The sequence below is a fragment of the Paenibacillus sp. N119s genome, assembly GCF_059447605.1.
The window spans coordinates 1-26,047 of record NZ_JCAJRU010000012.1 but is presented as its reverse complement, the minus strand read 5'-3'; the positions used below and the strand labels follow the sequence as shown (position 1 = coordinate 26,047).

Sequence of the window (26,047 nt, the reverse complement as noted above, 5' to 3'; positions counted from 1 at the left end):
GCCGTTATCTCAAGAAGGACCGTCCCATGTATGGTTACGGTCAAATGAAGGGTGGTACCACGACACATTCGTCCCTGACGGATGTGTCTTTTTTGCATACAAAAATATCGTTCTTACAAGGAGGAAGCCACACATGCGCCAAAGCCAATTATTACTGACAACCTTGCGTGAAGCACCTGCAGAGGCCGAAGTGATTAGCCATCAGCTTATGCTGCGGGCAGGATTTATCCGCCAATTGGCGGCCGGAATGTACACCTATATGCCACTGGGCAGACGGGTGCTCAGAAAAGTGGAACAAATTGTACGAGATGAGATGGATCGTGCGGGGGCTAGCGAGCTACTGATGCCTGTGTTGCAACCAACGGAGCTATGGCAAGAATCTGGCAGATACGATGTGTACGGTCCTGAGCTGATGCGTCTGCAAGATCGACATGGTCGGGAGTTCGCATTGGGGCCCACACATGAAGAGGTCATAACGTCTTTAATACGCAATGAAGTGAATTCCTATCGAAAATTGCCTGTAATGCTGTACCAAATTCAAACCAAATTTCGGGATGAACGACGTCCGCGGTTTGGACTGCTTCGCAGCAGAGAATTTTTGATGAAGGATGCCTATTCGTTTGATGCCAATTGGGAAGGACTAGATCACACTTATTGGACGATGTTTCAGGCCTATCAACGTATTTTTGGTCGTTGCAGTCTGAATTTCCGCGCAGTCGAAGCAGAGGCAGGTGCTATTGGTGGTGAGGGTGAAACCCATGAATTTATGGCGCTGGCTGATATTGGAGAGGATACGATTGTGGCATGTACCTGCTGTGATTATGCTGCCAATCTTGAAAAGGCGGAACCAAGGTCAACGGGAAGCATAGGCACATCTTCTGTCTCCAATGAAAATGAACTTGATAGCCATCCTTCTATCACTACGGATAAAATGGAAAAACTGTATACTCCAGGTCTGCGCACCATAGATCAACTGGTTGAAACGCTTCACGTAGAGCCGAAGGAAATCATCAAAACACTGATTTATATGGCTGACGATCAGCCGATTGCGGTAGTTGTCAGGGGAGACCATGAGGTCAACGAACTAAAAATTAAACAAATTTTAGGTAGTGAAAAATTCGAAATAGCAAGTACAGATACTGTCACAAAGGTGACTGGAACCCCACCCGGGTTCATAGGCCCATACGGCTTGACAATCCCTGTGTGGGTGGATTACGCCGTTGTCCACATGTCTAGCGGCCTCGCAGGCGCGAACGAGCAGGATTACCATTATCAGCATGTGAATCCAAGGCGCGATCTGGACCTTCGGCATGTGGCTGACTTGCGCAATGTCATAGAAGGGGATAGATGTCCTCGATGTGACGAAGGAAATTTGGAATTTAACCAAGGAATTGAAATTGGACACGTATTTAAACTGGGCACCAAGTACAGTGAGAAGCTGGGGGCGACTTTTCTGGATGCGTCCGGAACTGATCAAACGATGATTATGGGCTGCTATGGTATTGGTGTTTCCCGCATCCTATCCGCCATTGTAGAGCAAAATCATGACCAGAACGGAATCATATGGCCGCATATGTTGGCCCCGTTTCAGGTTCATATCATTCCGATTTCTGTGAAAGACGAGCTTCAAATGAACATAGCTGAGGAATTGTATAGCCAACTGCAGGATCGCGGTGTAGAGGTACTGCTAGATGATCGTGAGGAACGCCCAGGAGTTAAATTTAAAGATTCGGATTTAGTAGGTATTCCCGTACGGATCGTCGTGGGTAAAGATGCACAACACGGTAAAGTAGAGTTTGTAGAGCGAAGAAGCAGCCACAAAGAGTTGATTCATATCCATGATATAGAGAGACGATTAATGGGTCTCATTCAACACTAGGTGTCTGCATCTCCCAGAATATGACCTTCTTCAAGTGTAATCTGATGGAAGTCAGCCATCTGACGTGTCTGAAAACGAATAGGCTTGTCTCGACCTATCATAATAATATTTTGGATATCGGCAATGCCTTCCGAGGGTAGGGAGAACGCTGTGACATAGGTGAATTCTTCACGTAACGTTGTGTGAATGGCATGGATCAGATGATCGTGTTCACTTTTGCCCATTAAATTCATAATTAGCGATCCTTCGGAATCCAGCTTTTCTTTAGCCATTTTGAAGAATTCCAGGGATACTAAATGCAAAGGCGTTCCCTGCTCTGTGAAGGCGTCCAAAATAATATAGTCATAAGCATCCGGGCCCTCCTTCTCCAGAATGCAGCGTCCATCACCAATAACTACATTGTCCTGTTCGTATCCAAAGAATGTTCGGCTGAATTCTACTACTTGTGCATCCAGCTCGGCAATCTTAAAGCGTTTATCTGCAAAATGACTCGCAATTGTACCTATACCATGCCCGATAACAAACACGTCTTCAAATGACGGGTCGTTCAGCTCCATGAGATGGATGATTGCTCTGGGATATTCGAACAGAATACGTTGCGGATGATTCAAATCCATCGCACCTTGGATAGCTGCATTTGAAAATTGCATGACGCGAAATAATCCCTTTTCACCATACAGCTCCGTGGTTTCATACACCGTGATTTCATGGTTATTGCTCAACTTTTTATGTAAGACATCCAAGTGAATAATCTCCTTCAAGTTAGACTTCACCCTCATATTAGACATTTAGGAGCCTGATGTCCATATTTTAAGCGGCGGGGCCGTTCTGCTCTTGCCGAGCAAATCCAATCCGTATAATTGTTCAACCATGCGCAGCATAGAAAAATGATTGCTTTTCTCATTATAGGGGCCATTTTTCAAACGAGCGCCTATGATTACAGTCGGAATTTTGTTTTTGCTGCTCATATCATCTTCATCCCATGTTAAAACCAAAAGGCTGTTATGCTGCGGTGCCCAACGAGCATAAGAGGATAAGTGGGCCTGCAGCCATTGATCTGCTTCTCGAATCGTGCCGTCGTGCATATCGTGGTTCAGATTGGGAATGACAAAAGAGACCGTCGGCAACTGATTGAAGTTTTGTGGAAAGCTGGTCATAGGCATATTGATTGAAGCAGGCAGATTGTTGAAATTCACCCACGGGTTATGTTTACGCGCATACAGGGTTTTCAAATCATATGGACCGGTAAATCCGGTTCGAGGCAGCCCCTCCGAATAACCCCCAAACGTATATCCATGCTGTATAAGTTGCAAAGCCAGATTGCTGGTGCTCATTTTATTTGGAGTCAAATCATTGTGGACGCCCTGATTAGAACCTGAAAATAGATCCAGGTAGTTCGGTTGACTTGGATGCTCAATTGCATAATGATTCATCAGATTGACACCTTTTTTCATCAAGTTGTTTATAAATGGGGCAGAGGGATTGCCTGAGATTTTTTTCGACGAGTGATTTTCTTCTACCACAATGACGATATGGTCCATACGTTGCGGGGATTTAACAGCATCGGGCTGAGATGCTTTAACTTTTACAAAGGAGCCAGCCCAGGCTGTGGATTGAACGGCCTTAGCATCAGAGCGGACAGTAAACCAGCCGACGTGAGACAATATACAGAAAGCTGCCGATAGAGTGAGTGCGGTTATAAGTGATTTCATTTTCAAGAATACAACCTTCTTTCATGCTGAATGGCTAACAGACCCATGTTCATAGAGTCATGATCCAGCTTACACAGGACACATTAAAATATCGTGAGAAAATAAATTGAAAAGATCATTATTTTTTAATGTACATCTAGTAAACTGATTTCTATATCAAGCGTTTAGAAAAAGACGCTCTTGCGCCTGGAAAGGAAAGCTATGAAAAGGATACTTCTGATTGAGGATGAGAAAAACTTGGCTCGTTTCATTGAGCTTGAACTAAAGCATGAATCTTACGAGGTGACTGTCGAGTACGATGGGAGGAAAGGTCTGGAGTCTGCGTTAAGCGAGGAATGGGACATCATTCTGCTGGATTTAATGTTACCAGGCATCAATGGAATTGAAGTGTGTCGTCGGATTCGCAAAACAAAACAAACCCCGATCATAATGCTAACCGCAAGGGACGGTGTGATGGATAAAGTGATGGGACTGGACAGTGGAGCCGATGATTATATCCCAAAGCCTTTTGCCATTGAGGAACTTCTGGCCCGGATGCGTTCTTTGCTCCGGCGCAGTGGATTCGTTGAAGATTCCAGGCAAATTACTTACAACGGACTGGTGCTGGATAGCGAGGCTCGTATTTTGACCAAAGACCAACAGATTATCGAATTGACGAAGCGTGAATTTGATCTGCTATCCATATTGATGCATAACATCGGACGTGTCATGACTCGGGAGAGATTGCTGGAGCTTATATGGGGCTATGATTCGGAGGTCGAAACGAATGTCGTCGACGTGTATATTCGTTACTTGCGTAGCAAAATCGACAAGCCTGGAGAACCAAGCTTTATACAGACATTACGCGGATTAGGGTATGTGATTCGATAATGGCAACGCTAAGATCCCTATTCTCCCGGCTGCCCATCCGTTGGAAATTGGCAGTATGGTCTTCGTTTCTGTTATGTATTTTGTTTGTTTTGTACAATGGTGTCCAATATTTTACGATTAACCAGTGGATGGTCAGTGAGGGAAAAGTGAGTATCCGCAAAAGCATGAACGAACTTCAAACCCTTTTGCAGGAAAAACACTTGTCTGCTCAAGAAATTGTGAACAGTCGACGTTTTGTTGAGAATTTGAATGATCGGCATCAAATGATCCGTATTTTGAATCAGCAAGGAGTTCCACTGCTCAGCGTTAGCAACGAGCTGCCTGAGGATTGGTTCCTGCCACAAGCAGTACGTAGCACTCAGATTATGACTGCCTGGCATCTGGAGGATCAGGTCTTGATTATGCGAAGTCCGTTGAATTCAGATCACTTTACTGGAACCATTGAAATTATAAACAACATGGAAAATATAGACAAGATTAGTGACAAAATAAAAGGTGTCATGATTGCAGGCGGTATAGGAGCGATTATATTAAGCGCTTTGGGAGGGATTTTTCTTTCACGCCAATTGATGCGGCCCATTCAGTCCATGACGGATACGATGATCAGAATTCGCAAAAAAGGGTTGCATGAGGAACGTGTGCAAGTATCCGATAATAATGACGAGCTGTCGAATCTGGGGAAAGTATTTAATGAGTTGATCGATCAGTTGGAGCGTTCTTTCCTTCAACAAAAACAGTTTGTTGAGGATGCTTCCCATGAATTGCGCACTCCAATTTCGATTATTGAAGGTCATATCTCCTTATTGAACCGTTGGGGCAAGCACGATCCGGCCATATTGGACGAGTCGCTTCGTGTTTCTGTCCAGGAGCTTGAGCGATTGAAGGGTATTGTAAACGATCTTCTGGAGTTGACGCGAGCTGAGTCCCCAAATTTGGAACAGGATGTGCCTGCGATAGATATCAGTCACACCATTCAATATACGCTCACCAATTTTAATATGCTGCATCCTGATATGATATTCCGGTGGGAATCAACGCTCCTCGAACAAGTACAAGTTCATATCACGCCGCAGCATCTGGAACAGTTATTGCTAATCGTGCTGGATAACGCCGTTAAATATTCTGGTTTTTCAAAAGAATTTCTTGTAACCGGAACGCTGGAACAAAACGAGGTTCATATTCATATCACGGATTACGGAATCGGGATTCCTGCAGAGGACCTGCCTTATTTATTCGACCGGTTTTATCGAGTGGATAAGGCAAGGAGTCGCGAGCAAGGGGGGACAGGTTTGGGCCTTGCTATAGCCAAGCAATTGGTCAAGCGATATAACGGGAATATCAGAGTGAGCAGTGCTGAACATATAGGGACAACCGTAACGCTTTCTTTTCCGGCGTACAGGGTCTGAAATACTGGATAAATCAAAGTAGTCCCATAAACCATAACCATGGCTTATGGGGCCTTATCATACTCAAGCATCCTCAGATTGAGGCTCTGTTGATTTGTTCCAAATTTTAAGCTCTACTCTTTCGTACAGCTCTAGGCATAAGTTGACTAGATGCTGAGGACGTTTAAAATGCAGAAGCAGATAGCGGGTACCAACTGCACATAAGGCACCGACCAGCGCACCAGCCGCTACATCTGACGGATAATGGACGCCTGTCCAGATACGGGAAAACCCGATAAGAAGAGCAGCGGCGAGCCAGATCGTTCTAAACCTCTTACTGTACAGCCAGAACGTGACCGCCAGTGCAAAAGCTCCAATAGCGTGGTCGCTCGGAAAGGAGGCATTCGCTGGGTGCTTAATGAGCTGAATAACCGTGTGGGTAACAAATGGACGATCCCGATACATAAGATGTCCGATGATAAAACTAATCCCCATGCCTATACATATGGATATGACCGCCGAGATGATCATTTTCCGGTTAAGCGTATTTCTTGAGAACCAGTATAGCAACAAGGCAAGGACAAATACATATTGGGCATCTTCAGCGAAAAAACGCATAAGTCCATTCAGAGCAGAAAAGCTATTTGCTTGTTCATTGATGAGATGGAAAAGCTGGTAGTCCAGGTTGGATAACATACAGGGATACTCCTTTTCTAATGTGATTCGAAAGTAGTATGATCTTAACTCTTCAACATGGGAGCATCTTTAGATGAAGATTAGAATTTCATGAGAAATCGTTTTCTTAATATGACTAGATCGTTTGAACTTGTTCATGTGTCCTTTAGGAGATATAATATACAAGGATATAATGAAGTTCGTTATGTATATTCATATAGGAAGAGAGCGGGATATTATGGGACGTAAGTGGAATAACATTAAAGAAAAGAAGGCATCGAAGGATGCTAATACGAGTCGCATATATGCTAAATTCGGCGTGGAAATTTATGTAGCAGCCAAACAGGGCGAGCCTGATCCAGAATCCAATCGGGTGTTAAGAGTCGTACTGGAACGTGCAAAAACGTACAATGTACCGAAAGCGATCATTGACCGCGCTATTGAAAAAGCAAAAGGTGCTGGTGATGAAAACTACGTAGAGCTTCGTTATGAAGGCTTCGGACCGAACGGTTCCATGGTCATTGTAGATGCACTGACTAATAACGTGAACCGTACAGCATCGGATGTGCGCTCTGCTTTTACTAAAAACGGCGGCAGCCTGGGTGTGAGCGGATCTGTAGCCTACATGTTTGATTCAACAGCAGTTATTGGTCTGGTGGGAAAAACTGCAGATGAAGTGCTGGAGCTGCTGATGGAAGCAGATGTAGAGGTACGTGACATCATTGAAGAAGATGAAGCCATCATCGTATACGCAGAGCCGGACCAATTCCATGCTGTGCAGGAAGCTTTCAAGCAGGCAGGAGTAACTGAATTTACTGTGGCCGAGCTCACCATGCTTGCCCAAAATGATATTACTCTTCCAGAAGATGCACAGGCTCAATTTGATAAATTGATTGATGCCTTAGAGGATTTGGAGGATGTTCAGCAGGTTTACCATAACGTAGACTCTGAGGAATAGTTTTTGTTATACAGATTATAGAAACATCGTATTTCGATACGGTGTTTTTTTGTTATACTGTTTTTTCTAAACTGATCCCGATTTCATTCGAGCAGTTTGTGCAAAACCACGCAGATCTGGAGATAAAGGTACAGCGGTGAGTCCGCCATCGGTGTAAGATTAAAAGATATAGGCAGAGGCCTATATCTTTGTATATAAAGTAGCTATGGAAACAATCGGTACAAATGATTAACTTGCATTTAACTCTGGTGATTGTTTCATTTTGGAAGTATTGAGCGTAGTGTAGATAATTAAAGCTATAAGAATTATAATCAGTACCAATGAAGATCCCATAGTACCTAAGTCCAATCCTCCCTTTGCGTGTGATTTGGTAAGAAGGTCTCCAAATGTCGCTCCAAAAGGACGCGTTAATACAAATGCTAACCAGAATAAAAATACTCGTGAGACATTTGTAGAGTATGTTAATAGTAGGATCAGACCTAGCAAACTCCCTATTAAGACCGCTCCTCCTACAAATCCAAGGCCGGAACTATCCGCCAAAAAATCACCTAAAGCAGTACCCAAAGTGTTTGAGAACAAGATGGCAATCCAATAAATTACTTCTACTTTCCGTGTAGTAATATTATTGACGTTCAATGATCGCTCACTAAAATACCAAAATGAGAAAATGGCTAACAAAATACATACTAAAATGAATGATCCGGTTGCATAACCCAATCCTAAGCTACGATCCATGTAGTCTGACATAGTTGTACCCGCAGTGCTTGTTGTAAGAATAACAGTCCAATAAAGAAATGGATGATACTTCTTAGAAAAAAGTTGAAACATAAGACTGATTAAAAAAATACTAAACAAAATCATGGAACTAATGGCGTACCCTACATTAAGAGTTTGTGACAATAAGTCACCTGCGGTTTCACCCAGTGTGGTAGCGCAAATCTTCATAATCCAGAAAATGGCCGTAACTTGTGCGATTTTTTGCATCTTTATTTCTCACTCCCCGAATTTTTACAGCATTTTGTTTTTTATAAAATGCCATTTGCGTAACTATATTCGGGGATCATTAAATTTGCATTAGAGAGCAGTAAGAAAAGAATGAGGATAGACTTTTTTCTGAGTGCACGAACAAGGCGCACCTTACTAGATTCTTCTCGGGTCAGCCCTTCGGGTAAAATGAATACCCTGGATACTTGACGACAGGCCATTTTTCTTTCCGTAATTTAGAGGTCACATCAACGCCAACATGCAAATTACTTTGAATCAATTCTGTGGGTGTAAGTGCCATCCATTGATTTAAGGACACATCTGCAAAACGATCACTTTTAAACATTTCAAGAAACCACAGTGTACTGGAACCTGTGTTTTGAATGTAATGACCATAGGCAAAAGGCACATATCCGACATCCCCGGCTCTAAAATCAAATGTACGGGCTGCACCATTACCACCAAAGACAGTCATCCGTCCTTGCCCGGCAAGATAGTATTGCCATTCGTCATTATTGGGGTGCCAATGCATTTCTCGCATTGCTCCAGGCTCAATCTCAACAAGAGCAGCTGCAATGGTTTTGGAAATCGGAAAATTAGAGGAGTCGACGATTCGTACGCTTCCGCCTGGTGTTTTGATCGGGGGCTGAGCTAGCAATTTATGCTTAAAAGATTGGGGTAACGTCCCATAGGGAGAGGGGACCGCTTGACTTTGGATTGAGCCAGGCACGGAATCCTGGTAGATGTACACCTGGTCTTGAGGAATCGCTGCAAAATCAGCCTCTGGAATCCCGAAATTTGCAGAAAGCACCTCTTTGGGAGTATGTGCGAACCAATCCGAGATGGATAAGGTGTTTAGATCGGAGAAATGGCCATCATCGAAAACCAGCAAAAATTCACAGCCTTCTTCAAGGCCCTGGATAGAATGCGGGATGCCTGGTGGAAAGTACCAGAGATCGCCTGGTCCCACATCCGCAATAAAATTACGTCCGTCTTGGTCAACGGCTGTAATGCGAGCACTTCCTAACAGCATATAAGACCATTCTGCCTGCTGGTGCCAGTGAAGCTCGCGTACACCGCCCGGTGTCAAGCTCATATTCACACCAGCAAGAGTGGTGGCAATGGGTAATTCCCTTACTGTCACTTCTCTTGACCATCCACCCTGATTAAGCTGCATATGGGCGTCTGAAAAAGAAAACCTCATATTCGGTATGAGACCATTGTCCGTTACGGGAGGAACCAGCATATCCGGATTTTGTAAATCCCTCATCACATCACGTGGACCCTTGTCGATTCCCCCTGCGCCATCACTTCTAATGGGCTGGGGGATGCCGACTTTTTTTGAACAATCATTATGCATCATTTGAATTTCCCCTCCAGGTTAAAGCATAATAAACCATAGGATTAAGAGAAAATACGCATATAGATGTTATGATGATGTGGTGAGTTTTATGTCGTGTGCGTTAGATCTGTAAATTGGGCTTGAATGATTTCAGCTAAATCGTGTGGATTCAGCTCTAGCTGGGTTCCAATTTTTCCACCGCTTACAACGATGGTTTCCAGCTCCACTGCGGGCTGGTCGATATAAGTGGGATAGAGCTTTTTCATCCCTATAGGAGAGCAGCCACCGCGAATATATCCCGTATGCTTTTGCAACTCCTTAACTGGAAGCATTTCAATTTTCTTTTCTCCCGCAGATTTGGCAGCCTTTTTGAGATCAAGCTCTTTATGTACAGGAATCACAAAAACAAACAGATGTTGTTTGCTATGTGCAACCAAAGTTTTAAAAACGGATTCTGGTGCTCTCTGGATCTTTTCGGCTACGTTCATTCCGTCTATTTTTCCATCTTGGTGGTCATAACTCAAAATATTATAGTGGATGTGTTGCCCGTCCAATATGCGCATGGCATTTGTTTTACTTACACTCATTTTAAATGTTCCCTTCATAGCGTTTTTCCAAGTGATCTACATAATCTTTTGCATCCTTAAGAGAAAGATCCTTGACGGTTCTTAACTCTTTGATGGCTTTAATCTTATTTCCTTCTCTGATCAATTGAAGCAGTCTTTCATTGATTTCTTCTGAAGCTTCTGTGCCTAGGATACGTGGAGCAGGGGATGCGATTGTGCTTGACATTGGTGTTCCCGTTAGTCCTGAACGATTCTCAAGACGTTCCACATCGGATTTCAGGTCATGAAGCTGAGATTGAAGGCGATAGACCTTGAACAGAAGTATAACGGAGAGAATTAACGCAATTATGGCTACATATTCACTTGTTGACAATAGAATCTCCCCTCTTTTAGTTAGTTTTATTACTAAGTTTTTCTCTCTTTTTCATAGTATATCATGATGAACGGCTAATAAAATTGAGAATCACATGCTTGCGTGTGTTTGTGCAAATTGACTTATGGCAGACCGAGCGTTATATTACAGCTTATTATTAACCTTTTAATAATCACTTCAAAAGGGGTGTATTCAAATACAACCACTCTCCAATAATACCATTCGGGTCAAACAAATTAATGTAGAGCTAGTTAAAAACACGCTGAAATCCAAAGAATATGCAACCAAGTCGTCTATAGCCAGTATTACAGGACTTAGTGTGGCAACCTGTGGCAATATTCTGAATGAGCTTCTTCAAATCGGAGAAGTATTAGAGATGGAATTAGAAGAATCGAACGGCGGACGTCCGGCTAGGCGGTACAAATATAACGCTGATTATTCTTATATTATCTGTTTAACAGTGAAGACAGAAGGAGGAGTACATTCTCTTACTTATGCTGTTGCCAATATGCTTGGCGATATTATCGTACAGAATACATCTGTTGTGCCGCATATTGATTATGAAGTCATAGATGAACAAATCGGAGAGCTAATTCATAACTATGGAAACGTCAAAGCCGTGGGGATTGGCATTCCTGGGGTTGTTCACCAAGGGATTATCGATGTGTGTGATCTCGACCTGTTGATAGGAGTCCCTGTAGGACCACGCCTTCAAGATAAATACGGGTTAGAAGTCACGATTGAAAATGATATGCATCTGACCGTCTATGGATTTTATAACATGCAAAATTATGACGAGGACAAGACCTTTGCGATTGTTACATTTCCTAAGGATAATTATCCGGGAGCCGGTTTTATTGTTGATGGACACTTGTTAAAAGGAAATACGAAGTTTGCCGGGGAAGTTTCCTTTTTGCCCTTTGGCTTAACAAGAGAGGAATTGCTTAAACAGTTAAACAGCACACAAGGCTTTATTCCTCTGGCGATCCAAACGATAACATCCATTATCGCGATTATAGACCCTGTCTCGATCGCTTTGACTGGAGAGCTATCTAAGCCGGCACTACTGGATGATATTTATAACGGCTGTCTAAAGGATGTGCCCAAAGAACATATGCCTGAGATTTTTGTGAAAAACGATACGCACGATGAATACATGTATGGGTTGATTTCAGTTACCCTTGAGAGTCTGACGTACAATTTGCAATTGGTGGAAAAAAGAAAATAGAGTCATTCAATAGAAGAATAGCTCACTCTGTTAGAATTGGTAATTACGTATGAATGTGTGAGGACGTTGCTATAAATATGGAAGGAACTATTGGAGATCATACGATTATTGACTCTGGAAGTTTTTTTGAAATAATACTTGACATGAAACGCGTTACAAACCTTAAGATTCAGTTAGAAGTACTTTATAGACATTAGCGTAGAGCTAACGTGTTTATGTCCTAGTTCATGAAAAAAACATCAGCAAAGGCGGAGAAAATATGAGTACACAGTTTCCAAAAGATTTCCTGTGGGGCGGAGCAGTTGCTGCTAATCAGCTCGAAGGTGCTTATCAAGAAGACGGAAAAGGCTGGTCCATTCAGGATGTAACTCCTCGTGGTGGTTGGGGACCGGTTACGGATGTACCAACAGAAGATAATATGAAATTGATCGGTATTGATTTTTACCATCATTATAAAGAAGATATCAAACTTTTCGCAGAAATGGGCTTTAAAGTGTTCCGTACTTCCATTGCATGGTCGCGTATTTTCCCTAAAGGTGACGAACTGGAGCCTAATGAGAAGGGCTTGCAATTCTATGATGATTTGTTTGATGAACTTCATAAATATGGCATTGAGCCACTCGTTACATTGTCTCACTATGAAACACCTTTACATTTGTCCAGAGAATACGATGGTTGGGTAAACCGTAAGCTTGTTGATTTCTATGAGCGCTATGCTACAACTGTATTTAAACGCTACAAAGATAAAGTAAAATACTGGTTAACTTTTAACGAAATCAACTCCATTCTTGAAGCGCCATTCATGAGTGGCGGGATTAGCACACCCAAAGATCAACTTAGTGAACAAGACCTTTATCAAGCTATTCACCATGAACTGGTAGCGAGTGCAAGAGCGGTAAAAATTGGTCATCAGATTAATCCTGACTTCAAAATTGGTTGTATGGTACTGAGTATGCCTACTTATCCGCTGACACCTAATCCAGATGATGTGATTGCAGCAATGGAATTTGATCACAGAAATATGGCATTTGCCGATATTCATGCAAGAGGTCAGTATCCAGGTTACATGAAACGTTTCTTTAAAGAAAACGGAATCTCAATCCATTTTGAGCCTGGTGATGCTGAAGATCTGAAGCATACCGTTGACTTTATCTCGTTCAGCTATTACATGAGTACTTGTGAGACTGCGGACGAAACTAAAAAAATCAAAGGTGAAGGTAACATCCTGGGTGGGGTTAGCAATCCGCATCTTGAGGCCAGTGAATGGGGCTGGCAAATTGACCCACAGGGTCTGCGCTATGTGCTAAATACATTCTATGATCGCTTCCAAAAACCGCTGTTTATTGTTGAAAATGGTTTGGGCGCTGTTGACGAATTGATCACCAATGACAAAGGTGAAAAAACAGTTGAAGATGATTACCGGATCAACTACCTGAATGATCATTTGGTTCAAGTTGGGGAAGCAATCGAAGATGGAGTAGAAGTTATGGGCTACACCTCCTGGGGCTGTATCGACCTTGTCAGCGCATCGACTGCTCAGCTTAAAAAACGTTATGGTTACATTTATGTTGACCGTCATGATGATGGCAGCGGTACACTTGAAAGATATCGGAAAAAATCGTTCCATTGGTACAAAGAAGTCATTGCCACGAACGGAGAAAGCTTGAAACGTTAAGTTATAAATGAAACAGTAACAAAGATAAAAACACAGTAATTGTTTTTTACGTGGCGACCGCTTCTGCTTTATTATGGGAGAAGCGGTCGTCAATTTTTTTTCGTGGTCGTTAATTGGCACGGAGTATCTAACTAACATTTTTGCACAGATTTGTTCAGGAAATAATGTAATAATGAACGTAAGATAAATATTTTCAAATTACAATGGTCTATTCAGGGAGGAAGGAAAAGTTATGAAGTTGATGCTTATATCAGATATTCATGGTTCGCTGTACTGGTTGCAATTGGCACTGGAAAAGTTCAGGGAGGAGAAAGCTGACCGTCTTGTCTTGCTTGGAGATTATATGTATCATGGACCGCGTAATCCGTTACCTGAAGGATATAATCCAGCGGAAGTGGCTGCAATGCTGAACCAGTACAAATCCCACATTGCAGTGTCGGTGCGCGGAAATTGCGATTCAGAAGTGGATCAGATGTTGCTGGAGTTTCCGATGATGGGGGATTATGCTTTGTTGTACCATGAAGGACGGCGAATTTATGTCACACACGGGCATGGTTTTAGTATCGGAAATTTACCGCCACTAGAAGCGGGTGATGTGTTCATTCAGGGACACACTCATATTCCAGTAGCAGATGTGGAAAATGGGGTCTTTGTATTGAATCCTGGTTCGATCGCATTGCCAAAAGAAAACTACCCATCCTCTTACGCTGTGCTGGAGGGGGCACAATTTACTGTGAAGGATTTTGATGGAAAAACGTTGAAAGCAATCACCTTTTCAAAGTGATTTTTTGCTAAATCTCAATGTAAATTATTAAAACTTTTCTGCTTCGATTGAGACAAAGATCATATTATTGTATGATAGGAGCGGAGTCTACATTTTGATAAGAAAGAGAGCTTCAATACATGCAAATTAAGGATTCACATTATAAGATGCCGCCTGAATGGGCGCCACATGAACGTACGTATATTTCCTGGCCTGTACAGTCTTCGATGGTTTATCCGGAGATGCATGCCGAGGTATGTAAGGGCTACGCCGAAATTATAAGTGCTATGGCAGAATTTGAGCCCGTTACCGTTGTTGTAAATCCAGACGATCTGGAAACCGTTAAAGCGCTTGAGCTTGGGGAACGGGTAGAACTGCTGCCGATAGAGCATAGCGATGCGTGGTTGCGTGACAACGGTCCAACTTTTCTGACGGACGAGCATGGCCAGTTGGCAGGTATTAACTGGAGGTTTAATGCCTGGGGTGGCAAATATGCTCCTTGGGATCTGGATGACCAGGTTGCTCCGCAAATTCTGGACCAACTTGGAGTTCCACGGTTTGATGCACCACTGGTGATGGAAGGCGGCTCATTGCATGTAGATGGCGAAGGGACGCTGATTACAACTGAAGAGTGCTTGCTCAATCCCAACCGCAATCCGGAATTAAGCAGAGAAGACATTGAACGGTACGTATGCGAATATACAGGTGCCGAGAAAATTATATGGCTAAAACGCGGACTCAGTGGAGACGAAACAGATGGTCATGTGGACAATATTGCTTGCTTTGCTGCTCCTGGCAAGGTCATTCTGCAAGTATGTGATGACCCAGAGGATGAAAATTATGAAATCACGCAGGAAAATCTGCGCATTCTAGAGCAAGCAACAGATGCCAAAGGTCGTAAGCTGGAAGTGATTCAGATCGGCCAACCGCCGCGTGTGGATTATGAAGACAGCCGTCTGACACTAAGCTATATTAACTTCTACTTTGTGAATGGCGGTATTATTTTGCCAGTGTTTGGCGGAACTGCTGCTGAGAGTGATCTTGCAGCCCAGCAAGTACTGTCAAAAGTATTTCCGAACCGCAAAATTCGCACTGTAGATGGTATGGCAGTTATTCGTGAGGGCGGTAACGTACACTGTACAACCCAGCAGATGCCCGCTGCACAGCGTTGAACGATTTTGACAACATTTAAAGGAGGACTAAAGTGAGAAAAGTAAAAGTGGCCGCTACCCAAATGAGCTGCTCTACCAATATCGAAGAAAATATCAGCAAAGCAGAGAAGCTGGTACGTGAAGCGGCAGCCCAAGGCGCGCAAATTATTTTACTGCAGGAATTGTTTGAGACTCCGTACTTCTGCCAGAAGGAAAAGTCTGATTATTATGTATATGCAACCGAACTGGAGCACAACAAGGCAGTTAACCATTTCAAGAAGATTGCCAAGGAATTGCAGGTTGTGCTGCCAATCAGCTTTTACGAAAAGAAGAACTACGCTCGTTACAACAGTCTTGCTGTCATTGATGCAGACGGCGAAGTGTTGGGAAAATACCGCAAAAGCCATATCCCGGACGGCCCTGGGTATGAAGAAAAGTTTTATTTTAATCCGGGTGATACCGGTTTTAAAGTATGGAATACACGTTATGCCAAAATTGGGGTAGGCGTATGCTGGGATCAATGGTATCCTGAGGCGGCCCGCTGTATGGCGCTTATGGGCGCAGAGATTTTGTTCTATCCGACAGCGATCGGTTCTGAGCCACAGGATTCTTCTATTGATTCCAAAGATCACTGGCAGACCTGCATGCTGGGCCATGCGGCTTCTAACCTGATTCCGGTTATTGCCTCCAATCGGATTGGAAAGGAAACAGATGAGGAATCCAGTATCAACTTCTATGGCTCATCCTTTATCGCCGGTCCTCAAGGGAACAAAATCACAGAAGCAAGTCGTACGGATGAAGAAGTGCTTACTGCCGAATTTGATCTGGACGAGCTCGAAGTCGGGCGGATCGAGTGGGGCATTTTCCGTGACCGTCGTCCCGAACTGTACAAAATGATTGCCACCTATGATGGTGATTTAAAAGTATAATCTCTGTATATAGTTAGACATGTTTCCCTTGCCGTCAAGCTGTGATGGTTCTCTTTTGAACTCATTCGGCTTTTCGAGCAAGGGATTTTTGCTTACTAGATGGAATACATTTTGTCATAGATAGAAGGAAGGAGAATAGCAATGAGGCATAAGGAGATAGATCAAACGTTCACACACCTACAAGTTTCGACAGAAAAAGATCGTGAGTTGGAATACTCGTGTGCAAGAGATATGGCTATTTTGAACTTGTGGGACGAATATACGCTATCTGCGCAGCGTTTATGTGAACGAATGGCTACCGTAACCCATCAAATTAGACCTTCTGAGTACGATCCGTTCCCAACTCAGTTTGAATGGCTGGAACAAGGAGAAACAGACTTAATTATTGATAGAATATGGTCAGCTGACTTACATGGTGATCATTGTCTGTTTGTGAATATTGGGGAGCATCACCCAGAACGGCATACATTGATTGAAGCTTATATTTACGATACGCAGGTGATAGACGAGGTTTTTTTTCTTCAATATTTGAACACTTCTCCTAAAGCCACAGCCTATGCACCTTTATTTAGAAAAAATGGATATGCTACAATGTGTGAACTACTGGACAGATATGTCATGGAAGGGAAATTGAAGCGTAGCCCTTTTGGTTTCAAAAGAACGGATACATCGGTGAATAACGAATAAAAGCATAATTTGGGCTTGAGCTGAAAGGGACATTTCTCAAAGGATTGTTCCTTTTTTATTTGGGTTTCCGTTGGCAAGAAGATTGCTTCCTTTGTCAATTTAAAGGTAAACTATGGAAGGCGTAGTAGTAAGACCATGATTAGCGAGGGGGATGCGAGCGTGAGTCAACTTTGGAATGACATTCCGGGTGCCAGTACATGGAGCAACGTGCAAGAAATTCATAAAGGCTGGTCCAGTGACAGCAAATATTATATTCAAAACACGGACAGCAGGGATTTATTACTGAGAATTTCGAACATTACCCAATATGACAAGAAACACCGAGAATTTGAATCCGTAACAAAGCTAAATCATATAGAAAATGTTGTAATGTCCCGTCCGCTTGATTTTGGGATATGCAACAACGGACAATCGGTATACTCTTTATTTACCTGGGTTCACGGGGATGATGCTGAAGGGGTTATCCCCACCTTAAATGCAGAGCAGCAGTACCAACTCGGAGTTCAAGCTGGAAAGGCATTGGCTAAATTGCATGAGATTCACGCGGAGCAAGCTCAAGTCCCATGGGCTGAACATTATAATGCGAAAATCAACAGATATATCAGAAACTATAAGTCATGCGGTATTCCTTTAAAGGGAGCAGATCAAACGATAAGCTTTATTGAGCAAAACCGTCATCTATTAGAAAATCGCCCCCAGACATTTCAGCATGGGGATTATCATGTGGGCAATATGGTGGTTACCCCATCTGGTGAACTGGGTATTATTGATTTTAATAGACTGGATTATGGCGATCCCTGGGAAGAATTCAATCGTATCACCTGGTGTGCGGGATTAAGCCCGTTATTTGCTTCTGGTCGTATTCACGGTTATTTCAACAACGATGTGCCGGATGTATTTTTTAGGTTAATGGCACTGTATATCGCAAGCAATCAGCTTTCATCGATTCACTGGGCCATTCCATTTGGTAAAGAAGAGGTAGACGCTATGGTGCGACGAGCTGAAGAGGTTTTGGAGGCGTATGATTACTTTCAGACTGATATACCTAAATGGTATCTACCTAGTTCACCTGAGTTGTAAAATATGAAGGCCGCCGCTCCTAAGAGTGACGGTCTATTTATAGTGTTTTATGATTGTTTCTTAATCTTATAGGTGAATTCCCAAACGGCTTGATGTCCTGAATAGCGTCCACGGTTTTCAGTAACAGTGACTCTTAACTTAACGGTAGAGACTTTGGTAGAAATCGAGGAGACCTTTACGTTCTTGGTGGCTTCACCTTCGTCAGGAATTTTGTCTTGCTCCTCAGCATACGCATACAACTTAATGTTACCCCCTGATTTGACCTTTACCTTCACGCTGCTGCCTTCACTAATGGATTCAGTTTAAAGTATCGAGGAAAATCTCCTCTATTCTAATTATCGTATACAGCCCAAAGAATTGTTAATGGTTGGTAAAAAAGGCGTTCGTCATCTTATTGCATCACTTGTGATCTACTATGAATATGACTTGAATGTAGTAGAGAAAGGGAAGGAAAAAAATCCAATGAAAAAAATATATAACGAACAAGAAATTATAGAGATGACCATTCAACTGTTTAAACAAACTTCGATGTACGAAGAACAGTATGAACAATATGTTAGACGACCTTTTCGCACGGATTTTTATGATGATCTGAGTCCGTATGTGAAAGTTGGCAAACAGGGGTACACACTCCAGATGTATGAAAGAGGCGTACAGATGCTAAACAAGCTTACTCAAGATGTAGAGGATGTGATGTATTGGATCATTGAGGATACGATTCATATCACTGCTCATCTAAATCTGCTTCGCAAATATGAAGTGGATAACAAAAATACTCATTTAAAATATACCAAGGAGATCATGAAGGAGCTGACAACTGCAATGAATAAAGCTTTTTATGAAATTGGAGGAATCTATCAGGAATGGCATACAGCGAATAGAAGGGCGACATTGGAAAACCCATTAAAGTAAATAAAACTTAAAGAAACAGTTGACAATCACGGAGGAGGTAGCAATTTTTTATCGAAGGCTAGTTAAATCAAGCTAAATGAAAAGCCGCTAACCCATATGCATGGAAATGGGTTAGCGGCTTGTAAATAAAACCTAATCCTTGGCATAATTCAGACCCAAGCGATAAGCTTGGTCCAGCAGCATTTCATAATGATCGGAATTTGAGCCCAGAGTCTCATCTAAGAATTCAACCTTGGAGTTGGAAACACCGCAATAATCTGCAATACCCACATTCAGTAAATGAGTGATCATTTCATCATAGTTACGCTTTTTCAGCTGTTCTTGCGAAACGCCGGCCAAGCCAACCCACAAGATATGCTGATGATGAAGCTTATTCGAACCGTACGCAAACCCATTGTTCAATACACGATCAATATAACCCTTCAGCATGGCTGGCAAATGCCACCACCAAAGTGGAAAAATAAATGCCAACGCATCATACTCCTTCATCCGCTTTATTTCCATCTCTACTTCAGGAGAAAAGGTTTGTTCCGCAACGGACCAATCCGGTTCATCTACTCCTTTTAAAACAGGATCAAAACCAATCCCATGCAAATCCAATATCTCATAATCGTGGCCTGCATCGGCAAGACCTTGTACGAAACGACTGGCAACCTTAAAGGTCAAAGAATCTTTTCTTGGGTGTGAAACAACGCTTAATACTTTCATATTTATTCACTACCTTTCTCAATAGCTGATTTCTAGGCATGTTCAATGGTTGATGCTATTATAAACAGTAGGAAAATAATCTGGAAGTACGCACTTTGAAGTTCTATAGGATGATACAGGTGCCATAGGAACATGGAAGTACCCTAGATAGGTACCCTGGAAACTGACCTGGAGTAAAGAATTCGAGTGATAGTTTGTTCTGAGCAAACGTAGCCTTCTAAAGGAGGAGTAAGAAATGAATGAACAGACCGAAAATAAGGTTCAAAAGAAGTATCAAATAGGTGTGGAAGCGGCTTTAGAGGTAATGGGAGGAAAATGGAAGCCTTTAATTATCTACCATCTGATGACAGGACGGAAACGAACGTCTGAGTTTCGTCGGTTAATGCCTGGCATTACTCAAAAAATGCTGACCACTCAGCTCAGATGCCTAGAAAAGGATGGAATCGTTACACGAAAGGTTTATAAAGAAATCCCTCCTAAAGTGGAGTATGAGTTAACGCAATACGGCTGGGGATTAAAACCTGCATTAGACCATCTATGCTACTGGGGAGAGGATCACCTGGAAAAGATTCATGGGGACAAATCCAAGGTTCTGGAAGAATTCCAAGGCTGCGACTGATATTAAGCCCTCACAAAACATTCAATCAGAATAGCTTGCGAGGGCTTAACTGTCGTATAACAATATAAACGCTAACTGTTGGTCATTCCGTTATCATAACTCAATTGCCATTCAATTCCGAATTTATCTTTAAGACTACCATAACATTTGCTCCAGAATGTTTCTTGTAGCTCCATGTTTACGGTCCCGCCTTCTTTTAACTTATGATAGTACGATCGAATTTTTTCCTCGTCCTTATTGACGATGGCGAGGCTGATGTTGTTTCCCGTAACAAAAGGCATCCCCGGAAAAACGTCCGAAAACATCACATTGCTACCATCAATTTGAAGCCGCGTATGCATGACCAAATTTTTGGCTTCTTCTGGTAGAGAACACTCCTTCAAAAATCATTATTTTTCCATGCTAAACAACCTTATTTCATTATTGACCTGCAACGAACAAAAATACAATAAGGTACGTTTTACGAAAGTATTTGCGACTTAACATGTTCAATTTTTAAAACAAATGGGCATTATGATCAAAGTAATGGTATGATAGCTTAGTTAAATCAGAACGACTACTAATGGAGTGATCATAATATGGGTGGAAAAAGTAAGGGTGGCGGAACCGGCAGAGGTACAGGCAGTAAGGGCTGGACACGCTGGAACAAAACAGCGAAGCCTGTAAGGAGAAAAAGCGCTGCTACCGGTGCACCAGGAAATACAGCGGCAGGAACTGCAAAAGGCGGCCCTGCCAAGCCAATTGGGAACAGAGGCGGCGGAAGTAAGTAGGCCGAGCATGTATAGGGTTGTTTTTAAAAGGCTAACATCTGATTACGTACGGCATAATCAGATGTTTTTTTAATGGAATAAAGACGTACCGCCTGTATTGATCCATATTTCTCATACTACAACGTAAAATAGGTGAATCATGCGAATTAACAAGTATATTAGCGAGACAGGATTCTGCTCACGTCGGGAAACGAACAGGCTAATTGCAGCAGGGCGAATCACAATTAATGGCAACGTTTGTGAAGCGGGCGCGAAAGTAGAGCCACAGGATATCGTGCTAATTGATGGGAAGGCTATTCCAGTTAACCGTAGTGAACCTGTATATTTGGCATTAAATAAGCCTATCGGCGTTGTATGTACGGCAGCGGAGCAAGTGGAGGGCAATATTATTCGTTATGTCAATTATCCTTCACGTATTTTTGCCGTTGGCAGGCTGGATAAGGCGTCAGAAGGGCTCATTTTATTAACGAACGATGGGAGCATTGTCAATCAAATGATGCGTTCCGAGCATGGTCATGAAAAGGAATATGTGGTGACGGTAGACAAGCCTGTTACAGATGAATTTACACAGACCATGTCTCGCGGGGTTGAAATATTGAACGTCATTACCAAACCGTGCAAGGTTGATCGTATAAGTGAATACGAGTTTCGCATTATTTTGACACAGGGTCTAAACCTGCAAATTCGCAGAATGTGCAAAGCCTTGGGTTACAGGGTGCTCAAGCTGGAACGTGTTCGAATTATGAATATTACATTGAACCATCTGGAACGTGGGCAATGGAGACATCTTGAGAAGGGGGAACTAGAGCTACTTCTTGCTAAATTGCAATAATAAGTACAACAAAAGTTGATTTTGAGGACAGCATGTTTCATGCAGCCAACGCAACTTTAGTGATACTTTTTACGTAATTTCAACGAACCGCCTACCTTACCCACCAGCCATAGCACAATTGGAAACACGATACCGAAAATCATGGCGTAAAAAGGCCATACTGAGAAAAACTTGTTTATAAACTGCATGTTTGGCCAAATAGAATGAACCATTGCTATTGCAATTAAGATCAGAGGCACTAAGAGAGAGTTAGCGCTTCGAAGGCGAAAAGCATCTGCAAGCCCTTGCGCTGACACATATAAAAGCAGTGCGAGTCGAAAAAAAATGGTGACAAACCAGAACACTGCAACGAAAATTTCAAACCGTTGAGGAAACTCTCCGTTACTGATTGTTCGGTTAATAAAATAAGTAGGAAACGTCAAATCAGATACAACACCTTCACTCATCACGGCGATTATTTGTAGAACCATGAAAAAATACATGCCGCCACTAATCAAAGCACAAGTTATCACTGTCTTTTTCCACTTTTTTGGATCGGGGATGTACTGTGAAAAAAACAGATACAGAATTGCTTCAAGATAGGGAAAGGCAAACAAATTGAATGAAGCGAGAACGATAGGGTTCACACCATACTCGAATATAGGGAGCACATTATCTATGTGAGTATCAGGAAGAAGGGTAATCCTGACCAAAAGATACAGAAGGAGAAGGAAAAAAAACAGGATTTCTGCACAACGGCCAATTACAGCAGGACCTGATCGAACGGCAAAATAAATGACTATAAGCATGATGAAATATACCGCGTCAGGGGGAGTTTCAGGCATAATAGCTATCGAGATAAAGTCGCCCAGATTTCGAAGCGTCATGATGAACACAAGAAAGGGAAAGAAAAAAATGAAAACGATGCTGATCGTCCCGCCCAAGGGACCGAAGAGGCAACGAAGATGCTCTACAAAAGATTTTCCCTGTATTTGCCTAGCGATGGAGACATACAAAGGTATCAATAACAGATGGAAACCTAAGGAGACTGGAATGGAGAGCCAGGCATCTTGTTTGGCGGTAGCGGTAATTGCCGCAGGGAGCACCAAATATGCGCTTCCTATTTGATATAATGCAAACCACATAATAGCTTGTCGAACGGTCAAGTTGGAGTTCATTCTAATGCCTCCTTAAGATAGCATTTCTGTAAGTAAACGGCTTGCTGGTTGGAATAGGACTTGAATAACCGTCAGTGGAGTCGGTAGTTTAACGTCGGCGATCCGCAGGATAATCAATATAACGCCTATAATTAACAATACCGAGCTGAATGCAATTTCACGCACATATTGTCTTTCCATAAATTTCTTAAACTCATACAACGATGTTAAAATGGAAGTTACGAGAATTACATAAAGCATATGCATTCACTCCTGATTGTGTATTCCCATATCAATTGGACTAGTAATGTCTCCGAACCGAACTAAACGATAATTGAGCTGAATATCCACTTTAAGCGTTTGGAATTTTTGTGGCCAATCCTTTTTCCATCTATGCCATTCACGCGGGAATTTGCGGTGAAAAGCTTCTCCAAACCCGAATATATCGGAACCGATTTGTTGTGCGTGCGAAATGCCTTTCCTGAAAGACTGTTTCAGATGCTCTTTAGCTGATTCTTGAAGATCTCTAAATGTCTCTTCATTCTTAAGGTTGGCCTTGCAGGAGACCGTTCCGATATTGGATTCTGTATCCACAATAAGAGAAATGTGCGGCTCATGGTCTATTATTTCTGGACGTATTTTTACTTTGGAATGGATTACTTCAACAACAAATTTTCCTTTGGAATTCGGACAATCGATGGAAGCTACGGTACTGGAAACACGGTTGGATATATAGGTAAAGGCTTTACTTTGCGAATCATCCATCCAATCGATAAGTCGATCGCCCTTGAAAACACCAATTCCAGTGAAAAAATATTTAACATGTTGGGGCGATTTTGTCACATTATCAATAGTTAGACCTTTTGCTACGTTTGTCAGCCGAATACCAGTGAGCACCGGTTCAATGCCATCCTCCGTAAATTTCTGCAAAAGATCTTTTACATTGACTGCGGAAGTGGGGGCCCATGCTTTTTCAGAAATCTTTAATGCTTTATACATATCCATTGCAGGCAAGACCTCGGTTGGAGCTACAAAGGTAACGGCCTCCTTTGCCGAGTTTTCTCTCACAACGGCCAAATAGAAATCAGGCCGAACTTCATGATCACGGAAGAGAAAGTCCAGCGGCTCCTTGATTCCTTTTTTTGCCGTTTTCTCATCGAAAATGACAAACTTTAAGTGAGACATATACATTTTTCGGGAGGATTCCGTTGTTAATTTTCGAATAGCTTCAAATATGGTATCGGCGCGTTTGGAAAAAACGATCGTTGGTGTCCGTTCCATAGGGGAATTCTGAGACATTTTCGATGGATCAACCACTTGTAAACTGACTTCATATTGGTCATCCACGGCATCAATTCCTAGAGCCATCACGACGGAAATTGAGCTCAATTCCTTACTGTTCCAGCAACCCGTAAGAAACACCATTAGCCAGATGCACATGAACAGTAACAAAATGGTGGATCGGTACGAGTTCATGATGGTCTACTCCTTTAGTTTTTGCGATGTTTTTTAGTTCTATATGGAAAACGCAGTATGGCGTCTCTCTGCTCTGGCGATTTGTAATTGGCAAAAGGGCTTAAATACGGTACACCAAATGAATGAAGCCCATTCAGATGCACTAAGAGCATGAGAATACCAACAGTCAATCCGTACACACCAAACATAGCGGCTATACCTATGAAAGCGAAGCGTAGTATCCGAATTGGAATGGCAAAGGTGTAGGAGGGAATGACAAAGCTCGAAATGGCAGTTATTGCAACAACAATGACCATAACAGCCGAAACGATGTTTGCTTCTACAGCTGCCTGGCCGATCACGATGGACCCTACAATAGAAACAGCTTGACCAATCGTCCGTGGCATACGAAGACCTGCCTCCCTTAGAATTTCAAAAACCACTTCCATGATCATCGCCTCAATAAATGCCGGGAACGGAACTCCTTCACGTTGCGCGGATAAGCTTAATAACAAAACTGTTGGAATCATATCCTGATGAAATGTCGTTAATGCGACATAAATGGCCGGAGCCATCATGCAGATTGCCAGGCAGATGTACCTTAATATTCGAATGAGGCTGCTGTAAATATAGGATTGATAATAATCTTCTGCGGATTGAAGGAAATCTACAAACACCGCAGGTGCAAGGATGGCGAAAGGAGATCCATCCACAAAAATCGCAATTTTCCCCTCTATAATTCCTGCTGCAATGGAGTCTGGGCGATCAGAATTATAAAAGAGCGGAAATATTGTGAGTTGTTTATCTTCATGGAGACATTCTTCCAAATATTCGCTTTCAAGTATACCTTCTACATGCATGTTCTTTAACTTGGATATCATGTCCTGCACCTTTTTGGGGTCAGCGACCCCCTCTAAATACATAACCGATATATCGGTCTTGGTTTTTTCTCCAACTTTTATGGTAGTTAGTCGTACTCTTGTATCCTTCACCCTTCGACGAACCATAGTCGTGTTCGTACGCAAGGTTTCTGTAAACGCTTCTTGCGGACCTCTAACCACGGGCTGCGTCTTCGAGTCTGAAATGCTGCGTTCTTCCCATCCAGGCAAAGAAATGACCAATCCTTCATCCGTATCGTCGAGTAGTAAGAGAAGACTACCGGCGAGGATCTGTTCCAAGGCATCTTCAAAGTTTTGAGTGAAGCTTGCTTCACCAATGTCCAAAATTGCGTTTTTCAATAACGGTAAAGTGATCTCGTCAGAGGAAACCCGTTCATGCAGCGGACGGATCACATTGTCCTGTACCTTTTGCATGTCAGTCATGCCGTCCAGATAAAAAAGAGCGGCGTGTTGATGACC

The 26,047-nt window shown here is 42.5% G+C and carries 27 protein-coding genes and 1 pseudogene; 15 read left to right on the top strand and 13 right to left on the bottom strand.

The window, feature by feature from the left end; translation table 11 throughout:
• The first annotated feature begins 133 nt into the window (after window positions 1-133).
• Window positions 134-1,879, top strand: coding sequence for a proline--tRNA ligase (locus tag AC5V8P_RS03190; RefSeq protein ID WP_064797046.1), 1,746 nt, complete (start codon window positions 134-136; stop codon window positions 1,877-1,879).
• Here the strand turns inward: AC5V8P_RS03190 and AC5V8P_RS03185 are convergent.
• Window positions 1,876-2,640, bottom strand: a complete 765-nt coding sequence (locus AC5V8P_RS03185; protein WP_081276820.1) for a fused MFS/spermidine synthase — start codon at window positions 2,638-2,640, stop codon at window positions 1,876-1,878. The two genes, AC5V8P_RS03190 and AC5V8P_RS03185, sit on opposite strands and share 4 nt — an antisense overlap.
• A gap of 27 nt (window positions 2,641-2,667) precedes the next feature.
• Entirely contained in the window at window positions 2,668-3,591 is a 924-nt protein-coding gene (locus AC5V8P_RS03180) for an alkaline phosphatase family protein (RefSeq protein ID WP_231116865.1), read from the bottom strand.
• A gap of 201 nt (window positions 3,592-3,792) precedes the next feature.
• On the opposite strand from AC5V8P_RS03180, the gene AC5V8P_RS03175 reads away from it, so the two are divergent.
• Together AC5V8P_RS03175 and AC5V8P_RS03170 are read left to right on the top strand one after the other, a co-directional pair.
• The gene (locus AC5V8P_RS03175) at window positions 3,793-4,461 is read left to right on the top strand and encodes a response regulator transcription factor (protein WP_063210727.1); all 669 of its coding nucleotides are present in this window, start codon (window positions 3,793-3,795) and stop codon (window positions 4,459-4,461) included.
• Window positions 4,461-5,867 carry a HAMP domain-containing sensor histidine kinase gene (locus AC5V8P_RS03170; RefSeq protein WP_064797044.1) on the top strand — a complete coding sequence of 469 codons (1,407 nt, stop codon included), beginning with the start codon at window positions 4,461-4,463 and terminating at the stop codon, window positions 5,865-5,867. Before AC5V8P_RS03175 ends, AC5V8P_RS03170 begins: the two co-directional genes overlap by 1 nt.
• 63 nt (window positions 5,868-5,930) lie before the next feature.
• Here AC5V8P_RS03170 and AC5V8P_RS03165 read toward each other — a convergent pair whose 3' ends face one another.
• Complete coding sequence (locus AC5V8P_RS03165) at window positions 5,931-6,542, bottom strand: undecaprenyl-diphosphatase (protein WP_064797043.1); 612 nt, start codon at window positions 6,540-6,542, stop codon at window positions 5,931-5,933.
• Window positions 6,543-6,759: 217 nt separating this feature from the next.
• On the opposite strand from AC5V8P_RS03165, the gene AC5V8P_RS03160 reads away from it, so the two are divergent.
• The gene (locus AC5V8P_RS03160; RefSeq protein ID WP_064797074.1) at window positions 6,760-7,479 is read left to right on the top strand and encodes a YebC/PmpR family DNA-binding transcriptional regulator; all 720 of its coding nucleotides are present in this window, start codon (window positions 6,760-6,762) and stop codon (window positions 7,477-7,479) included.
• Window positions 7,480-7,707: 228 nt separating this feature from the next.
• On the opposite strand, the gene AC5V8P_RS03155 is transcribed toward AC5V8P_RS03160, so the two are convergent.
• The 4 genes from AC5V8P_RS03155 to AC5V8P_RS03140 all read right to left on the bottom strand — a co-directional run bounded on the left by AC5V8P_RS03155 (window position 7,708) and on the right by AC5V8P_RS03140 (window position 10,744).
• On the bottom strand, window positions 7,708-8,463 hold the full coding sequence (locus tag AC5V8P_RS03155; protein WP_064797042.1) for a COG4705 family protein: 756 nt from the start codon (window positions 8,461-8,463) through the stop codon (window positions 7,708-7,710).
• A gap of 172 nt (window positions 8,464-8,635) precedes the next feature.
• On the bottom strand, window positions 8,636-9,823 hold the full coding sequence (locus tag AC5V8P_RS03150) for an oxalate decarboxylase family bicupin (RefSeq protein ID WP_187360676.1): 1,188 nt from the start codon (window positions 9,821-9,823) through the stop codon (window positions 8,636-8,638).
• Window positions 9,824-9,912: 89 nt separating this feature from the next.
• On the bottom strand, window positions 9,913-10,392 hold the full coding sequence (ybaK, locus tag AC5V8P_RS03145) for a Cys-tRNA(Pro) deacylase (RefSeq protein WP_064797040.1): 480 nt from the start codon (window positions 10,390-10,392) through the stop codon (window positions 9,913-9,915).
• A gap of 1 nt (window position 10,393) precedes the next feature.
• The gene (locus tag AC5V8P_RS03140; protein ID WP_064797039.1) at window positions 10,394-10,744 is read right to left on the bottom strand and encodes a ribosomal protein L7/L12; all 351 of its coding nucleotides are present in this window, start codon (window positions 10,742-10,744) and stop codon (window positions 10,394-10,396) included.
• Window positions 10,745-11,063: 319 nt separating this feature from the next.
• Between AC5V8P_RS03140 and AC5V8P_RS03135 the strand changes: the two genes are divergently transcribed.
• From AC5V8P_RS03135 to AC5V8P_RS03100, 8 genes are all read left to right on the top strand, one after another.
• Window positions 11,064-11,972 carry an ROK family protein gene (locus AC5V8P_RS03135; RefSeq protein WP_081276819.1) on the top strand — a complete coding sequence of 303 codons (909 nt, stop codon included), beginning with the start codon at window positions 11,064-11,066 and terminating at the stop codon, window positions 11,970-11,972.
• A gap of 259 nt (window positions 11,973-12,231) precedes the next feature.
• Window positions 12,232-13,647 carry a glycoside hydrolase family 1 protein gene (locus AC5V8P_RS03130; RefSeq protein WP_064797037.1) on the top strand — a complete coding sequence of 472 codons (1,416 nt, stop codon included), beginning with the start codon at window positions 12,232-12,234 and terminating at the stop codon, window positions 13,645-13,647.
• 232 nt (window positions 13,648-13,879) lie between these two features.
• On the top strand, window positions 13,880-14,431 hold the full coding sequence (gene yfcE / locus AC5V8P_RS03125; protein WP_064797036.1) for a phosphodiesterase: 552 nt from the start codon (window positions 13,880-13,882) through the stop codon (window positions 14,429-14,431).
• A gap of 119 nt (window positions 14,432-14,550) precedes the next feature.
• Window positions 14,551-15,582: an agmatine deiminase family protein gene (locus AC5V8P_RS03120; protein WP_064797035.1), complete on the top strand. Its 1,032-nt coding sequence runs from the start codon at window positions 14,551-14,553 to the stop codon at window positions 15,580-15,582.
• A 32-nt stretch (window positions 15,583-15,614) separates the two neighbouring features.
• Window positions 15,615-16,490, top strand: a complete 876-nt coding sequence (gene aguB / locus AC5V8P_RS03115; protein ID WP_063210749.1) for an N-carbamoylputrescine amidase — start codon at window positions 15,615-15,617, stop codon at window positions 16,488-16,490.
• A gap of 141 nt (window positions 16,491-16,631) precedes the next feature.
• Window positions 16,632-17,177, top strand: coding sequence for a hypothetical protein (locus AC5V8P_RS03110; RefSeq protein WP_064797034.1), 546 nt, complete (start codon window positions 16,632-16,634; stop codon window positions 17,175-17,177).
• Window positions 17,178-17,336: 159 nt separating this feature from the next.
• Window positions 17,337-18,257, top strand: coding sequence for an aminoglycoside phosphotransferase family protein (locus AC5V8P_RS03105; protein ID WP_064797033.1), 921 nt, complete (start codon window positions 17,337-17,339; stop codon window positions 18,255-18,257).
• Between the two features lie 363 nt (window positions 18,258-18,620).
• Window positions 18,621-19,169 (top strand): immunity 63 family protein, encoded by a 549-nt coding sequence (locus AC5V8P_RS03100; RefSeq protein ID WP_231116860.1) that lies wholly within the window; start codon window positions 18,621-18,623, stop codon window positions 19,167-19,169.
• A 132-nt stretch (window positions 19,170-19,301) separates the two neighbouring features.
• On the opposite strand, the gene AC5V8P_RS03095 is transcribed toward AC5V8P_RS03100, so the two are convergent.
• Window positions 19,302-19,877: an NAD(P)H oxidoreductase gene (locus AC5V8P_RS03095; RefSeq protein WP_064797032.1), complete on the bottom strand. Its 576-nt coding sequence runs from the start codon at window positions 19,875-19,877 to the stop codon at window positions 19,302-19,304.
• A gap of 235 nt (window positions 19,878-20,112) precedes the next feature.
• Between AC5V8P_RS03095 and AC5V8P_RS03090 the strand changes: the two genes are divergently transcribed.
• The gene (locus AC5V8P_RS03090) at window positions 20,113-20,496 is read left to right on the top strand and encodes a winged helix-turn-helix transcriptional regulator (RefSeq protein ID WP_064797031.1); all 384 of its coding nucleotides are present in this window, start codon (window positions 20,113-20,115) and stop codon (window positions 20,494-20,496) included.
• Between the two features lie 71 nt (window positions 20,497-20,567).
• Here AC5V8P_RS03090 and AC5V8P_RS03085 read toward each other — a convergent pair.
• Window positions 20,568-20,864, bottom strand: a pseudogene (locus AC5V8P_RS03085) (VOC family protein); the annotation flags it as partial.
• A gap of 210 nt (window positions 20,865-21,074) precedes the next feature.
• Between AC5V8P_RS03085 and AC5V8P_RS03080 the strand changes: the two are divergent.
• Both AC5V8P_RS03080 and AC5V8P_RS03075 read left to right on the top strand, forming a co-directional pair.
• The gene (locus AC5V8P_RS03080; protein ID WP_064797030.1) at window positions 21,075-21,266 is read left to right on the top strand and encodes a DUF3934 family protein; all 192 of its coding nucleotides are present in this window, start codon (window positions 21,075-21,077) and stop codon (window positions 21,264-21,266) included.
• A 139-nt stretch (window positions 21,267-21,405) separates the two neighbouring features.
• Window positions 21,406-22,098, top strand: coding sequence for a pseudouridine synthase (locus tag AC5V8P_RS03075; RefSeq protein WP_063210761.1), 693 nt, complete (start codon window positions 21,406-21,408; stop codon window positions 22,096-22,098).
• 56 nt (window positions 22,099-22,154) lie between these two features.
• Here AC5V8P_RS03075 and AC5V8P_RS03070 read toward each other — a convergent pair whose 3' ends face one another.
• The 4 genes from AC5V8P_RS03070 to AC5V8P_RS03055 all read right to left on the bottom strand — a co-directional run.
• Window positions 22,155-23,255 carry a GerAB/ArcD/ProY family transporter gene (locus AC5V8P_RS03070; protein ID WP_064797029.1) on the bottom strand — a complete coding sequence of 367 codons (1,101 nt, stop codon included), beginning with the start codon at window positions 23,253-23,255 and terminating at the stop codon, window positions 22,155-22,157.
• A 12-nt stretch (window positions 23,256-23,267) separates the two neighbouring features.
• The gene (locus AC5V8P_RS03065) at window positions 23,268-23,495 is read right to left on the bottom strand and encodes a hypothetical protein (protein WP_064797028.1); all 228 of its coding nucleotides are present in this window, start codon (window positions 23,493-23,495) and stop codon (window positions 23,268-23,270) included.
• A 6-nt stretch (window positions 23,496-23,501) separates the two neighbouring features.
• A complete protein-coding gene (locus AC5V8P_RS03060) occupies window positions 23,502-24,710 on the bottom strand; it encodes a Ger(x)C family spore germination protein (protein ID WP_063210764.1) in 1,209 nt (402 codons plus the stop codon).
• Between the two features lie 14 nt (window positions 24,711-24,724).
• On the bottom strand, window positions 24,725-26,047 hold a 1,323-nt coding region (locus AC5V8P_RS03055; protein WP_495473552.1), incomplete at its 5' end, for a spore germination protein.